The organism is Gordonia sp. OPL2 (assembly GCF_003797825.1).
In the GTDB taxonomy this organism is placed as follows: Bacteria; Actinomycetota; Actinomycetes; order Mycobacteriales; family Mycobacteriaceae; genus Gordonia.
In genome coordinates this window covers 59,829-73,820 of record NZ_RKME01000024.1, presented here as the reverse complement: position 1 = coordinate 73,820, position 13,992 = coordinate 59,829, and the positions used below count along the sequence as shown (strand labels likewise).

The following is a 13,992-nucleotide window of genomic DNA, read 5'->3' as shown; positions in this document are numbered from 1 at the left end:
CCTTGCTCCGTCGCCACCACATCAGTTGTGTTCCAAACTGTCTCGTAGTGCGCGGGACTGACTCGCGATCAGTTGCCCGGCGACATTCCATTCGGCCATCGTCTGGGCCTGCGTCGCGTTCGCGGCCAACAGGTCCCTGATCGTGTTGGCGTCGCGTTCGGCGGCGGTCTTGTAGATGTCGATCTCGCTGCCCAGCACAATCCATTTGCGAGCGAAGGCGATGCCGAGCACCAAGACGAACCCGACGACGACCCCCACCACGCCGATGTCACTCAGCGCGGCGGGGTTCAGCCAGTTCATGCGAGAGGCTCGTCCCTGACCGAACCGGGCACCACCTCGCCGTCGATGACCTTCGGATTCAGGTTCGGTCGCGCGAGCAGTCCGAGGATCACGGCGGCGGACGAGTAGATCAAGCCCTGCTGTTCGGTGGTCCAGTCGACTCCGGCGACGACCGCGAGCGGAAGCACCGCCTGGATCAGTGTGAGGACGCCGGGCACAACATTCTCGCGCACCTGGATGAGCACCCAGAGGCCGAGCACCGCGCCGACGGCAGTCTGGATGAGCGCCTGGGTCGTCGGCGAGATCGGCGTCAGGAACCCGCTGAGCAGCGCGACGGCGGCCATGATCGCTGCCGAGATAACGGCGGGCTCACGTCCGAAGACGAGGCGAGCGGGAGTGGTTGTGGGTACCGACATGGTGATCACTTGCCTTCCGTGGTGGGGTTCTTCACGATCCCGAGTGGGTCGTAGAAGCCGGGGATGCCGAGCGCGGTGCCGATGGCGGCGAGCGCGTCGGTGACGGTGCGGTTCCCGAGCTGCGGGAGTCCAGGGAACGACTTCTCGAGGTCGACGACCTTCTTGCCGTTGACCGTCTTGTAGACGAGGTCGCGGGCACCGACGAGCTGGTATCGGATGTCCTTGGCGTCGGAGCCGATGGGGCCGTTGAAGTTGCGGGTGAAGTCGTTGATGCGGTCGACGTCGGTTGTCGCCATGGTGGTGCCTCCCATTCCAAAGAGTGTCTTGAGCTGGTCGATGGACAACGCCGAGTAGTTGGCGTCGCACGGTCCGAACGGCGCGCACGGCACACGGTCGGAGTACTGATGGGCGAACCGATTCGGGTACGCGTAGGAATCGCCCGGGCTGCCGTTGTAGTGCGGCACCACCAGCGGGACGTCGCCGCGAGCCTTCCACAGGGCGGGGTCGGCGCGCGGGTTGTAGTAGCCGATCACCCGCGAACCGCCGAGCCATCCTCGGACGCGGGCGATCTCATCGTTGATCTCGTCCGAGTGGTCGCGGATCGGGATCGCACCCTGCGACGAACCCGATCCGGATTCGACGTCGACCATGCAGACGATGCGCGGATCGATCCGCCCGGCGCGGGTGACGACCTCACGCCACAGGTCGCAGTTCGCCGCCCCGGGCCGGAAGAAGTAGTAGGGGATGACGATGTCGAGGTCGCCGTCGGCGAGCGCCTGCAACGCCCACGTGAGGTTGGCGTCGGCGCGGGTGTCCTTCACGCTGCCGGTGTTGGTGCGGAACGAGAACACCCGATGCGGGTAGTCGTCGTCGACCGGCCGCTGGAACTGTGAGACGTCGGCCCAGTAGGTACCCATCAGCAGTCCTTCCAGACGCCGTCGGTGAGGAATCCATGCAGGCCGCAGTCGGCGCACATGATCGACGGGGTGACGGTTACTGGGTCGGTCGAGACGATCGTGTGGCCGTTGTCGAGCTGCAGCAGGGGTGCGGTGTGCAGGACGATGTAAGGTCGTCGGCACTCGTGGCGCAGCCGCACTCGGCCGTCCGGGTACCAGACCGTCTGTACGCGGCCGTGATCCACGATCCGGTCGTAGCCCTCCTCGGTGAGGTCGGGCATGCCGGTCGCGCTCATCGGTTCACCACCCGACCGAGCACCGCGCCGAGGCCGTCGGTGAAGGTGCGGTTGCCGAGCTGTCCCCAGCCGTCGTACTCGCCGGCGTCGCGGGCGCCCATGCCGCACAGTTGCTCGCGCGAGTCCTTCGTGTCCGAGCCGATCGGACCCATGAACGCCTGAGTGAACGCGTTGACCTTCGCCGCGTCGAGCGCCGTCTTCCCGACCGACCCGATCAGGCGGCCGTCCTTGATCCGCCGCGTCACGAAGTCGACCAGCCGATCCGACGCCCCGTCACCGGAGGCGGTGCCGCCGTTGAGCTGGAAGTGCATCTCATCCTTGCGCGACCAGTCGGCACCCCAGAAGATGATCCCCTCGAACTCCGCGAGGCCCCGCCGGATCGCCGCCACCCTGTTCGGATATTCGCGCGCCATCCGGTCGCCACCCCACGGGTACTGCGGGGCGTTGATATCGAGCGCGGTGCCCGACAAATGGTTCGACGTCCAAACGTCGTTCGTGTTCGACCACCCCCACGTCGGCGACACGATCTCACCCGGCACGTTCGCGTCGTACCAGTGGGCGAACGCCGACAGCGCCTCGAACGCGTAGCCCTTGCGGACCGGCGCGGTGTCCATGAACGCGAGACCCTGGATCAGGGCACACTCGTCGCGGTTGACCATGCGCCAACCGTTCTCGGAGTACTTGTTGCCGTACGCAGTTCGGAATGTCATGTGTCCTCCTATGTGCTGTTCGCGAGACCGTTGATGGATGCGGCAGCGCGACCGAGGCCGCCGAGAGCGCGGTCCCACACGCCCTTGAGCCGCTTGTCGTCGCCGAGGGTTAGCTGTTGGACCATCCGCTCGCCGGGCTTGTCGGTGATGGTGACTTTCGAGGCGTACTGCTCGACGGTGTTGCCGCGGTCCCAGAAGGTGAGGTTGTCGCCCATGCGGAAACGGCGTGCGGTGCCGTCGTCGGCGCCGTAGGTGATGCCGCGTCCGGTCGGTCCGTAGGCGACGGTGTTGATCGTCAGTTGCTCGCTGCCGCCGTGGTCCTTGAGGTATTTCTTGCCGACCGAATAGGAGTCGACCGAGTAGGCGGCGGTGTTGTCGGCGAACCCTTCGGCGAACGCGTCGTCGACGCCGATGTCGTCCTCGAGCTCCTGGTCCCAGAAGCGTTGGTAGGCGAAGAAGATGTCGTCGAACAGGTCGCCGACGCCGATCGATAGTCCGGCCGCGCCGGCGAGTCCCGGGATGGTCGCGACGACGGCGAGGATCGCGGCGATCGCGAGGTTGGCGCCGATCTCGATGAGCTCGTTGACCATCGACGGGCTCTTGCCTCCGACGATCGCGTCGGTCGCATCAGCGTGTTCCTCACCCAGCTCGTAGGTGTCGATCTGTGTTCCGTCGGTGCGGAACTGGACTTCGCGGCGGTCGCGCTTCTCTGCGGTGTCGAAGACGTAGCAGGCGCGGTCAGCCTCGTTGGACCACAGTCCCGAGTTGATCGGCTTGAGTAGCTGCGACAGGTCGAGGAAGTGATCGGAGCTGTAGTCGATGATCGACTGCAGCGCGGCGAGGCTGTCGGTGTTGAATAGCTCGGGGCTCTCGCCGTGGCCGTCCCAGAAGTCGACCGTGACGCCCATTTCGAGCATGTCGACGGTCTGGGCGAACGCCTCGTCGCCCTGGGTGAATCGGCACTGCAGGCCGGTGATCTCCTCGGTGGCGTCGAACAGCAGGTCGAGCAGGTCGTCGAGGCTGTCGATGTTCGTCAGGTCGGGCTGGGTCCACGAGTCGGGCCAGTGGATCGGCAGCTTGCAGTACACCGGCCGGTCGAGCCGAATCATGTTTTTGGACATGAAGTACTTGAAGACCGGGTCGGGCGGCCCGAACATCACGTCCTGTTTGCCCGTCAGACCCACCTGGATCTCGGGCGGGAATAGCGGGTTGACCCAGAACAGCACCCGGGTGAGCCAGTATTTGTAGTCGACGCACTCGTAGAGCACCTTCTCCTGGCCGGCGCGTCCGGTCTTGCGGCGCTTCTTGATTCGGTACCAGGCGGTGATGCCGTTGTGGGTGCAGCGCACGTGATACGCGCGGCGCTTGATGCCGGTCTCTTCGATGAGGTTGTTGAGCGGGTTGTCCGGCTTCAGGGTGAAGACGAGCCCGCCACCTTCGAGGCCCCAGGTGTCGTCGCGGGCTGCCTCTTCGTAGGTGCCGACTGGGCGCCAACTGACCTTCGATCCGGTGCCGCCGCCGAAGCGTTTGCCGACCTGGATGTCGTACTGCTCGACTGGCCCGGTGTACGGATCGGCGTACCCGGGTGCGAATGGCGGCATCGCTAGATCGCCTGCCAGTACAGCTGCGGGATCACCACACGGATCGAGGTGCCGCTCGACGTCCCGGATCCGGTGAAGGTGACGGGGATGCCGACTGTCGTCTCGGGGGCGCGTTGGTGCCAGCGGTCACCGATCCACGACTGGTCGGTGCCGGTGTGGTCGACGATCTCCCACAGGTCGGGGTCGGTCTGGATGGTGAGCTTCTGCCCGGCCGGGATGACGAGGTTCGATCCGTCGGCCTTCTTGATCGTGCGGGTCTCGCCCATCAGCCCGACAGTCGGGTTGGTGATCGGCCCGATGATCTCGTACCAGGGCCAGGTCTCGAAGTCGCCGAGGTTGTCGACCTCGATCGTCGATCCGTAGGGGAAGGTCTGGTCGAACGGGTCGGTGCGCCAGCAGGACTCGTCGGATCGCAGCTGGATCTGCTCACGGGTCCATCCGGCATTGAACACCTGATGGATCGAGTAGTCCGGCATCGTCGACATGACCGCGCGGACCATCTGGAAGCGGCCAGTCTCGACGAGCTCGAACTTCCCGACCTGCTTGCCGATACCGAGGGACCGCCGCCAGGCCGAGAAGATCGCCACCGCCTGATCACCCATGACCGGCTCGTCGTCGAGCAGCGGGCCGACGTTCACGTCGAGCGTGACGACGTTGGGCCCGTATGTGATGTCGACGTTCGTGACGCCCAGCTGGCCTGCGCCCTGCACGTCGACGAACTCGGTGGGTGCTCCCGCCAGACCCTTCACCCCGGCCAGGCGCAGCGGGCAGCTCGGGTCGCCGAACTTCCAGTCCTTGCCGTTCCATCCGGTGAATCGGCACCGCGGCGGTTCGAGTCCCATCACCAGCCCTTTCGTGTCATCGAGAGGTTGGCCGGAGCGGTGACGCCGTCGATCTTCACGGTGATGTTCTCGCCCTCCTTGAGCGCCCAGATGATCTCGGTGAGCTGCGACGAGATCTGGCCGACAGCGCCGCCGACGAGCTGGGTGACGTCGCTGTTGCTGTTGGCTTTCGTGTCGAACTGCGGGGTGAGGTTGCCGAGGTCCCACTTGCCGGTGAGGAACGACATCGCGTACGGCGACGCCGCGTTGGCGAGCATCATTCCGCCGCCGACACCGAGTGAGAGGAGGTCGTAGAGGTTCTTCGGGGCCGACGCGTCACGGGTGTCGGCGGTGTAGCCGCCGAATCCACCAGCCGCGAAGCCCTTCACGCCGAGAATGCGTCCGGTCTTGGCCCAGATGTCGATCGCGCGGGCGCGACGGTCAGGTGCGTGCGGGATGTAGGACTCGCCACCGGATTCCGGCTCGCCCCACATCCGGAAATCGCCCGGCCGCACCATCTCCGGCTGATGCCCATTGCGGACGTCGCCGAACGCGAACTTCTTCACCTCCGGCGCCGCCGGGAGGTAGCCCGACGGGTTCGCCTTCACTTGTTCGATCACCGACTTCGCTTCGGTGACCGCCTCGTTGGCCTTGGTGACGGCGCGCTGCGCCGACATCTTCGACGACTCCTTGGCGTCCGGCTTCAGCTCGCGCTGGCGCTGCTCGGCGATCTTCAGCGACTCCTGGGCGTCGCGGAGATCGGCCTCAGCCTCCTCGAGCGTCGGGAGCTTCTTGCCCTTCTTCGCGGTGCCGGTGCCGGTCCCGTCGGTCTTCGACTTCGAGTCCGAGCTCGTCTGACCGGCCTTGTCCCAGTACTCGTCCCAGGCCTTGCGCTTCTCCTCCTCGTCGATGATCCGCTGGCGGTACTCCTTCTCGCCCTTCCACCAGAACGGCTCGAGCGGATTGTCGAAGGTGACCTCGGTGGTGTACGGGTCCTCCGGCGGTCCGGTTGCCGCAGTCGTGTTGGTGACCGTGCCGTCGGGGCTGACGGTGAACGTCTGCCCGTAGCCCTCCGGCGTCGGTGGTCCGCCGACCGGGCCGACCGAGGAGAACATCGAGTCGGCCTCGCCCGCCCGGGACTGGATCTCGGACAGGTAGCCCTGCCGACCGTTGGCCACCGCCGCATCAGCCGACAGCTCGCCGGGCCGCTGTTGCAGCCAGAAGATGTTGCGGTACGGGTCGGTTGACCACCCCTGGGACCGCTTCTTCTGGTCGAGCCGGTCGTAGAAGCCGGTGATGTTGGTGTTCGGGTCGTCGCGGCCGGGGTACGAGCCGTCCTGCTGGAAGACGCCGTGCCAGGCGCCGCCGCCACCCTGGGCCGACGGCGAGAGGTTCGACTCCTGGATCGCGGTCGCGAGGATCGCCTTGATCTCCGCGTCGTTGTAGCCGCGTCGCTTGCCCTCGGCGATGATCTTGCGCGCCACATCTTCACGCGACGATTCCGGCGAGAGGGTGACGTCGATGATCGGCTGATCGGCACCCGACGCCCCGCTGCTGCCGGCGTTGGCGCCGACGCGGGAGTTGACGCGCAGGTGCACGTGGTCGGTGTGCCCGCCGTAGTCGCTGGCGAAGTAGCTGCCATCGGTGTCGGGACTGCGGCCGTGCCATCCGAGCTTCTGCCCGGTGTTCGGGTTCATCCAGATGACCTGCTCGATCGCCGGGTCGTTCGGCGCTGCAACCATCATCGCCTCAGCGAACCGCTGCATGTCGTCGACCGACCCCGACCAGTCGATGCCACGGTTCAGGCCCTGCGGGTTGGGCGCGTACCCGGCCTCGCCGCGATCAGACTCCTGGTGGCCCGCATACGTGCTCGGCTTCACGTTGTAGCTGGCGCCCAGCTGGGTGATCCAGTCAGGGAATCCGCTACCGCCGTAGCCAATCGACGTCCCGGCTGGCAGGCCGTAGCCCTCGGCGATCCCGCCGTCGGCGTAGGAGGCGAGCCGGTAACCGAACCGGTCGGCCACCTCCGACAGGATCGCGGTGGCCCGCGGTCGCTTCGACTGAGCGCCGGGGATGTACGCCTCCCACGGGCCCGCGTCGGCCTCCGCCCACTGGATCAGGCCGCGCTTTCCGTTGCGCGCGTTCTGGATGACCGCCTGGTCGGGGAGTGGCCCATCGACCCCGCCGTCGGCGAACTGACGGATCGAGCCGTCAGCGTTCGGGCTGATCGACGTGATCGCCGTCTGGTTCGCCTCGAGGGCGGCAATCACGCGCTGCGCGTAGGCAGTCTGTTCCGCCTTCAGCTTCACGTTGATCCACTTGGTGCCCTCGCGCTGCAGCTGGTCGAGGCGCGCCTGCGCGTCGGCCGTCTTCGCTTCGACGTACACCGAGCCGTCAGGCATCGTCGTGACGGTGAATCCGAGATCCTCGAGTCGCTTCCGCGCCTCGGGGCTGTTGTCGGTGATAACCACCGACTTGCCATCCGGGACGCCAACGATCGAATTACGCAGCGTGTCCATACCGGCCGACGAGTTGCGCGCGGCGTCCCCGGCGGCGGCGACCTTGTCACGTGCGTTGGCCATCGCGGGGTTGAGCTGGTCGGCAATGAAGTTGGCCGCGGCATGTGCGCCGTCGCCCATTGACTTCATCGACGTGCCGGTCTCTTTCGCCTTGTCGCCGGCATCGCGCATCGTGTTGCCGATGTCCCCCATTCCGGGGATCTTCGAGATGAGATTGCCCATCACGCCGATGCCTGTTCCGGCCAGCTCGACGAGCCCGCCGATCATCGTTCCTAGCCCGTTGGCTGCCTCACCCCAGACGTGCAGTGCACCCGCCGCGGTGTTGCCCATGGCGATACCGAAATCAAGTGCGGCGACGACGAGATCGGCGAAGAACGACGCGATCTCATCCTTGTTCTCGAGGAGCCCCTGGGCCATGTCCTGCGCTGCCGGCCCGAACGCGTCAGCGAGGGTCTGCTTGATCCCCATGGTCGCCTCTTCGACCGTGCGGCGCGCCTGCTCGGCCGCCGCACCCGGGCCCTCGCTGAGCTTCTTCGACGCCATGTCGAGTGCGCCCTCAGTGTCGCCGAGCTCCTTTCGAGCCGTCGAGAGATCGAAGTGGTCGAACGCCGCGCCGAGGTCTTCCCACTGGGTGCCGAACAGCGCTGCGGCGATCTGGTTCTTCTCGACACTCGGCGGCATCTCGCGCAGCTTGTCGAGGATCTGGTCGAGGCCCTGCTTCGCTGGTTCGCCACCCTGGGCCAGCTGTGCGGTGATGTCCTGGACGTTGAGGCCCAGGCCCTGCAGCGCGGTCGAGGTCGACTCGGAACCGTCGGTGACGCGGAGAGAGAACTCCTTGATCGCGTCGGCGGCGACGTCGGTGTCACGCGCGCCGTTCTGCACCGCCTGCGAGATCAGGCCCATGGCGTCGGCGCCGTCGAGGCCGACCTTGCGGAACTGGGTGCCGTACTCGTTCATCGTGTCGAGCAGGTCACCTGAGATGTTCAGGCCCTTTTGGGATGCCGCGGTGAGGATGTCGAACGCCTCGGTTGCGTTGTCGGCCATCCCGGTCTTGACCATCTGGCCGGCGGCGCGGGCGGCCTCGGGGATGTCGACCTTCATGACCGTCGCGAGCGTGGAGAGCTGCTCGGACATGTGCTGCATGTCGCCCTGGCCGGCCGTCGGAGCCAGCAGACCCGATTGGATCGCGGTGCCGATGCTCTCCATGTTCGACTTGACGCTCTCGCCGAAGTTGCCCATGTAGGCCTCGGATGCGGCCTTACCGAGGCGACCCGCGGTGGCGTCGTCGATACCGAGCTGCGCCTGCACCTCGTTCTGATCTTGGCCGCGCTTCGCGCCGTCGGCGACCGAGCGGGCCAGCAGGGCGCCGGCTGCGAGACCCACAGTCGCCACGCCTGCGAGCGCGGCGCCGATCGGACCGCCCTTCGATCCGAGCGAGGCGATCTTCGGGGCGAACCCGGCCATGAACCCGCCGCCGAGGTTGCCGCCGAACTCCGACCCCTTCTCGCCGAGCGAGCCAAGTTTGCCCATGAATCCGTCGAGGTTCTTCCCGCTGGGCATCGCGGTATCGATCTCATCGCCCGCGCGCCGGATCTCCTGAGCGGCTTTCTGGGCGGCGTTGGCGGCCTGTTTCTGCTTGACGGTGTACTGGTCGGTCGCCTTCTCCGCGGCGCGAGCTGCGCGCTCGGTGTCCTTGTGGGCGTCGGAGACCCGCTTCTGGGCGCGGATCACCTCAGGCGAGAGATCGCCGTACTTCTTCTGCGCGTCGGCGAGCCGGTCGGTCGCGAGCTTCTCGCGCTCGACAGCGTCCTTGGCCGTCTGAGCGGCCTTCCGCCGAGCCTGGGCGGCCTTGTCGACCTCGGTCTGCACCCGCTCGTAGGCGTTGACCTGCTTGATCGCGGCCTGGCGGACCTGCTCGCTCGAGTCGTCGGCGGCCTGGCCCATCTGCTCGAGGCCCTGCTTGCTCGACCGCAGCTGCTGGTCGAACGCATCGCCTCCGCGGATCGAGAGGTCCGCGAAGAGCTCGACGACCCTATCGGCCATCGGCGGTGGCCTTCGCGTTTATCGCCTCGCGGGCGGCGTCCTCGTTGCGGATCCGCTCGGCTTCCTCGCCCAGGAGCTCCATCAGCTTCGGGACGTTGATGCGTTCGGTGATGTGGATGAACTGCCAGTGCGCGCGAGCGAGTTCGCCACCCTGTGGTCCTGAGCAGAAGTAGATCAGCGCGGTTCGGCCGGCATGCCCGACGTAGGGCGCGGGGATCTCGTGGGCAACCATCTCGGCGTAGGCGGTGCCGAGGATCTTGATGCACTCGGCCCACTCCTCGTCGGGGCCGAACACGCGCGCCTCGGCTCCCCACAGCTTCGGCCGCAGACGGTCGGCCTCACCGATCGACGGTGCCGGAATCCGGTAGAGCACACCGTCGATGGGCAGCAGCAGATCCGGATCGTAGTGAGACGCGAGGTCGTCGAGGTGTGTTGCCATCTACTGGTCTGCCTTTCGTGAGCTGATGTACTGCGACGACAGCGTCGAGCGGTCGCCGAGGATGCGGGAGAGGCGAACGGCGAACCAGCGCCACGACTTCGCCTCGAGGAGTTCGGGTGTCAGATCGCGTTGGCAGAGGATCTGGAAGTCGATCTCGATCGCATCCCAGGCGTGGAAGATGTCTGTCCAGCTGGCGGTGTTGGCTGCCTGCTGTTCGGCCACTTCCTGCTCGCGGTAGGCGGGGGCGTACTGGGGCGGGTAGGCCCACACGCGCATGCCGACGTCGGGCATGTACGGGCCGCCGCCAGGATCGAGGTCACTGATGGTGCCGGGTGGATCGATGCTGTCGTCGGGGTCGACGCCGTAGATCGAGGGGCCGCGCTTCTCCGGCTCACGCTCAGGCTCCGTCGGCGCCTCGAAGTTCCACACGCCGATCGCGGCCTCGGCGTCGTCGAGGTACTTCATGACCGCGGTGCGCCCGGCGTGCATGGCCATCGAGTCGGGAATGCCTGCGTCGCACATCTTCTGCCACGTCGGGCCGAGGACGGCGCGGATGTCCTCACGCTCGGTGGCGTCGTTGATCTTCTCGGAGATCAGGCGGCGATGCAGACACAGGATCGTCATCGCCGAGGGCGGCTCGACCCGGAACTCGTGACCCCGGATGGGGAGCACGAGCCCGGAGTCGAGCCACTCATCGAACTGGTCGGACACAGATCAGGCCGCGGCCGCGTGACCCTCGGTGACCACCGAGATGTCAATCTCGGGGCTGGTGCCTCCGACCATGGCCGACACCTTCAGCGTCGGGACGTCGATCCCGGCGAGCGCGCCCTGGAAGGTGACGTTGTAGCCGGCCGAGTTGGTGCCGGTGACCACCGCGTTGCCCGACCCGACACCCGCCAGCCCCGTGATCGCGGTCTGCAATGTTGCGGCGTCGAGCGAGGCGATCGTCAGGCTGCCCGTCTCGGCGCCGAGGAACTTCAGCTTGAACGTGGTAGGCGCGGAGATGATCTCGATGCGCTGCACCTCGTTGACCGCGACGTCGGTCGGCTTCGCCGGCTGCGAGTAGGCGCCGTAGCCGGTGAGCTGGACGGTGCCGCCGAACAGTGCCGCCTTGTCGCCCGAGGCGTACTGGAAGGTGACGCCCGCGCGGCCCTGGTAGCTTTCCGGGCGGCCGTCGGTGCGGTAGATCCAGATGTAGACCAGCTCTTCGCCGCCGAGCTTGCCCATCTTGTCGCGCAGGATCTCCTGGCCGGGGTCGGGCAGATCGGTGCCGGGGTCGAGCTTGAGCTGCAGGCCCAGCTCGATCGACCACGACGCCTCGGTCGCGATCTGCGCGGTGTAGGCGCCGCTGTGGAAGTCGCCGGCGTCCTGGCGCTGCTTGTCGCCCATGTTGGGCGTGACGGTCGTCAGGCACTTGACCGGGGTCCACGGGTCCGACGACTTGGCCTTGGTCAGGACCGCCCAATTCCGGGCGAGTGTGGCGTCCAGATCCGAGGTGTCCGGTGGTGCGAGTACAGACATCATTGCTCCTTCGGGTTGAGGGTTATCCGGTAGTCGTCGGCACGCACGGTGCGACCGTTTGCGTCCTGGAAGGACGGCGCCCGCACGACCCGGCGGACATCAAGGACCCGGACGCCGCCGGGCCACACTTCTTTGCGGACAACGTGATCGGGGACGTGCAGCACGAAGAAGTGCACGTCGGCGATGTCGTCCGCGGTTCGATCGGCGCCGGCCGCAGCGCGAAAGCGCAGCCGGACGTCGATGTCCGGGTTGTCGAGGTCGCGCTCGCGGTCATCGCGGACGATCGTCGCGGCGACGACGGTGTCGGGATCGGGCGGCAGCAACCCGTCGATGAACGCGGGCATCGGATCGTCGCCCTCGTAGGTTGCGCTGTAACGCACCATGTTCCGACCAGCGAGATACTGCCCCAAGGCGGCGATCACCTCGGAGCTCGTGGGCTGGCGCATCAGCCGCCCAGCTTCGTCCGCAACTCGTCGGCCAGGATCTGACCGAGCTGAGGGCCGATCTCCTCGGACGCATTGAGCAGGAAGAACCGCTCGCCGCCGCGCGGATGCTCGTAATCGAGGTAGTGCTGGCGCATCGCGTGGGGCGCGGTGAAAGAGACCCGCGCCGCGTCGTCGTCGAGCTCGGTCATCTCGCCCGAGTCCTTCAGCTCGCCGGTCAACTCGGGCGCCCGGTCGCGTGCGTCGTCCAGCAGTCGCTCGCCCGCGCGACGTGCCGCCGACTTGCGTGCTGCTGCTGCCTCTTCGGGCTCTGGCCAGTGGCCACGCATACCCATCACGGACCTCCTAGGCGATCTGGATCTGGTAGAACCGAGGCGTCCGCGGGATGCGAAGGTCGTGCAACCCTTCGGCGGCGACGTGACCTTTGCGCGCCGAGGACAACTCCTCGGGCAGGGTGACGCGCGACCCGGTCGGAATGACCGGTGTGTCGGCTGACATCGACGCGGTGGCCACCGTGGTGACCTCTTTGCCGTCGGTGGTCGTGACGACCTCGGAGACCATGCGGATCTTCGCCTTGATCGTCACCGGTGGCGCCAGCACCGCGTTGCCGCGCTGATCGGTGCCGGTCTTGCGTTCGACAATCAGCGGCCAGGTGTAGAACCGCGCCATCGGGTCGCGGCGACTCACAGCCGATACCGGCCGATCGCGTGGCTGTAGGTGTCGAGGTCACGCATCAACGCCGTCGCCGTCGAGTCGTAGGTGATCGCTGCGCCATCGAGCTGGGCGGTCTTGATGTTGCCGGCGTGGTCGGCGGCGTCGGCGCGCTCTTCGAGCATGTGGATTGCGACGCTGACAATCTCGGGCGGCACTGTGGCGAACCCGTGGGTCAGTGTCACCTTGACCGCGCGATAGCCGACGGGCCATCCATTGCGGCGCTTCAGCTGTCCGATATCGCGCCATTCGAAATCGGTGATCGCCCGACCGTCGGCGTCGGTCACCGCGGCGACCTCGGTCACGTGCAGCGACGGCAGGGTGAGGACGCGATGGCCGATCTGGTCGAGCGTGAGGGTCTCGGTCACCTCCGGCGCGACATGCCACCCGCACCAGTTGCGGATGGCATCGCAGACCGCCTCCAGCTCGCCGAGGTCGAGATCGGCGAGCCGGTCGTCATCCTCGGGGATGAGCAGGTCGTAGGCCGAGAAGTCGATCACGCCCGCGCCACCGGGGTGCTCGAGGCTTCCGCAAGGACGGCCACTGCGCCGTACTCGCCGCCGCCGGTCGCGCCGGACGTGGTCGCGACCAGTCGCACGAATTGCGCTGTGCCGACGACGTAGCCGAACTCGAAGATCGCGTCGTCATTGGCGGCGACGATCGTCGGGAGTGCACCGAGGCGCTTCGTGGCCGGGACTGCGCGCCAGGTCGTCCCGTCGTCGGATTCCTGCATCGTGATCGCGTGCGACCCGTCGGTGATCGTCGCAGCGGTGACGATGAACAGGACGGCTCGGAAGTCGTTGCCGTACACGCCGAGGTCGACGGTGGTGCCGTTCGCGGTGCCATTGGTGCGCACGGCGATCGGCAGCGCCGCCCGAGTCAAGCAGCGGTTGTACAGCGACTCACGCACCGGACTTGCCCCCACTGCGTGGCGTCCGTGGCGACTTCGGGGTCGCGGCCTTGGCGCCATCGGCGGGTTTCGCTGCGCTCGCCGCGGCCTCCTCGGCGGCTTTGCCGGCCTCGGCCGCCGTCGGATCGGCAGGTGCATTGCTGCTGGTGCCGGTGTCCGTGGTGGGCGTCGGGTTGGCGTCTGCGCCGACCGGCGCGGTCGCGACCGGCTTGGGCAGATCGGTGGAGGCGGTCTCGATGCCGGGCGCCACCGGGATCGCCACGCGCGCGAAGTGCGCGGAGTGGGTGTCGAGGATCGGGTCGCCGTCGTCGACGAGCTGACCGCCTGCGTACAGGGCTTCCCCGTACTGGAATGCGTTGATGCAGCGGAACGGCATCGGGAGACCTC

17 protein-coding genes are annotated in these 13,992 nt (G+C 67.1%); all 17 read right to left on the bottom strand.

What is annotated here, in order from left to right; all coding sequences use genetic code 11:
- Positions 1-21 precede the first annotated feature (21 nt).
- Genes EEB19_RS20085 through EEB19_RS20005 form a run of 17 tightly spaced genes read right to left on the bottom strand, consistent with a single transcriptional unit; the run spans position 22 to position 13,981 of the window.
- Positions 22-300 carry a hypothetical protein gene (locus EEB19_RS20085; protein WP_187589126.1) on the bottom strand — a complete coding sequence of 93 codons (279 nt, stop codon included), beginning with the start codon at positions 298-300 and terminating at the stop codon, positions 22-24.
- Positions 297-695, bottom strand: a complete 399-nt coding sequence (locus tag EEB19_RS20080) for a hypothetical protein (protein WP_187589125.1) — start codon at positions 693-695, stop codon at positions 297-299. The genes EEB19_RS20085 and EEB19_RS20080 overlap by 4 nt, the downstream gene beginning before the upstream one ends.
- Before the next feature lie 5 nt (positions 696-700).
- The gene (locus EEB19_RS20075) at positions 701-1,612 is read right to left on the bottom strand and encodes a hypothetical protein (protein WP_187589124.1); all 912 of its coding nucleotides are present in this window, start codon (positions 1,610-1,612) and stop codon (positions 701-703) included.
- Entirely contained in the window at positions 1,612-1,887 is a 276-nt protein-coding gene (locus EEB19_RS20070) for a hypothetical protein (protein WP_187589123.1), read from the bottom strand. The genes EEB19_RS20075 and EEB19_RS20070 overlap by 1 nt, the downstream gene beginning before the upstream one ends.
- Positions 1,884-2,597: a M15 family metallopeptidase gene (locus EEB19_RS20065; RefSeq protein WP_187589122.1), complete on the bottom strand. Its 714-nt coding sequence runs from the start codon at positions 2,595-2,597 to the stop codon at positions 1,884-1,886. Before EEB19_RS20065 ends, EEB19_RS20070 begins: the two co-directional genes overlap by 4 nt.
- Before the next feature lie 8 nt (positions 2,598-2,605).
- Entirely contained in the window at positions 2,606-4,198 is a 1,593-nt protein-coding gene (locus EEB19_RS20060; protein WP_187589121.1) for a hypothetical protein, read from the bottom strand.
- Between the two features lie 2 nt (positions 4,199-4,200).
- Positions 4,201-5,040, bottom strand: a complete 840-nt coding sequence (locus EEB19_RS20055) for a hypothetical protein (RefSeq protein WP_187589120.1) — start codon at positions 5,038-5,040, stop codon at positions 4,201-4,203.
- Positions 5,040-9,581 carry a phage tail tape measure protein gene (locus EEB19_RS20050; protein WP_187589119.1) on the bottom strand — a complete coding sequence of 1,514 codons (4,542 nt, stop codon included), beginning with the start codon at positions 9,579-9,581 and terminating at the stop codon, positions 5,040-5,042. The genes EEB19_RS20055 and EEB19_RS20050 overlap by 1 nt, the downstream gene beginning before the upstream one ends.
- A complete protein-coding gene (locus EEB19_RS20045) occupies positions 9,571-10,020 on the bottom strand; it encodes a hypothetical protein (RefSeq protein ID WP_187589118.1) in 450 nt (149 codons plus the stop codon). Before EEB19_RS20045 ends, EEB19_RS20050 begins: the two co-directional genes overlap by 11 nt.
- Positions 10,021-10,731 carry a hypothetical protein gene (locus tag EEB19_RS20040; protein ID WP_187589117.1) on the bottom strand — a complete coding sequence of 237 codons (711 nt, stop codon included), beginning with the start codon at positions 10,729-10,731 and terminating at the stop codon, positions 10,021-10,023.
- A gap of 3 nt (positions 10,732-10,734) precedes the next feature.
- Positions 10,735-11,541: a phage tail tube protein gene (locus EEB19_RS20035; protein WP_187589116.1), complete on the bottom strand. Its 807-nt coding sequence runs from the start codon at positions 11,539-11,541 to the stop codon at positions 10,735-10,737.
- On the bottom strand, positions 11,541-11,987 hold the full coding sequence (locus EEB19_RS20030) for a hypothetical protein (protein WP_187589115.1): 447 nt from the start codon (positions 11,985-11,987) through the stop codon (positions 11,541-11,543). The genes EEB19_RS20035 and EEB19_RS20030 overlap by 1 nt, the downstream gene beginning before the upstream one ends.
- Entirely contained in the window at positions 11,987-12,319 is a 333-nt protein-coding gene (locus EEB19_RS20025) for a hypothetical protein (RefSeq protein ID WP_187589114.1), read from the bottom strand. Before EEB19_RS20025 ends, EEB19_RS20030 begins: the two co-directional genes overlap by 1 nt.
- Positions 12,320-12,329: 10 nt before the next feature.
- The gene (locus EEB19_RS20020) at positions 12,330-12,671 is read right to left on the bottom strand and encodes a hypothetical protein (protein WP_187589113.1); all 342 of its coding nucleotides are present in this window, start codon (positions 12,669-12,671) and stop codon (positions 12,330-12,332) included.
- Positions 12,668-13,195, bottom strand: coding sequence for a hypothetical protein (locus tag EEB19_RS20015; RefSeq protein WP_187589112.1), 528 nt, complete (start codon positions 13,193-13,195; stop codon positions 12,668-12,670). The genes EEB19_RS20020 and EEB19_RS20015 overlap by 4 nt, the downstream gene beginning before the upstream one ends.
- Positions 13,192-13,605: a hypothetical protein gene (locus tag EEB19_RS20010; protein ID WP_187589111.1), complete on the bottom strand. Its 414-nt coding sequence runs from the start codon at positions 13,603-13,605 to the stop codon at positions 13,192-13,194. Before EEB19_RS20010 ends, EEB19_RS20015 begins: the two co-directional genes overlap by 4 nt.
- On the bottom strand, positions 13,598-13,981 hold the full coding sequence (locus EEB19_RS20005) for a hypothetical protein (RefSeq protein WP_187589110.1): 384 nt from the start codon (positions 13,979-13,981) through the stop codon (positions 13,598-13,600). The genes EEB19_RS20010 and EEB19_RS20005 overlap by 8 nt, the downstream gene beginning before the upstream one ends.
- Positions 13,982-13,992: the final 11 nt, after the last annotated feature.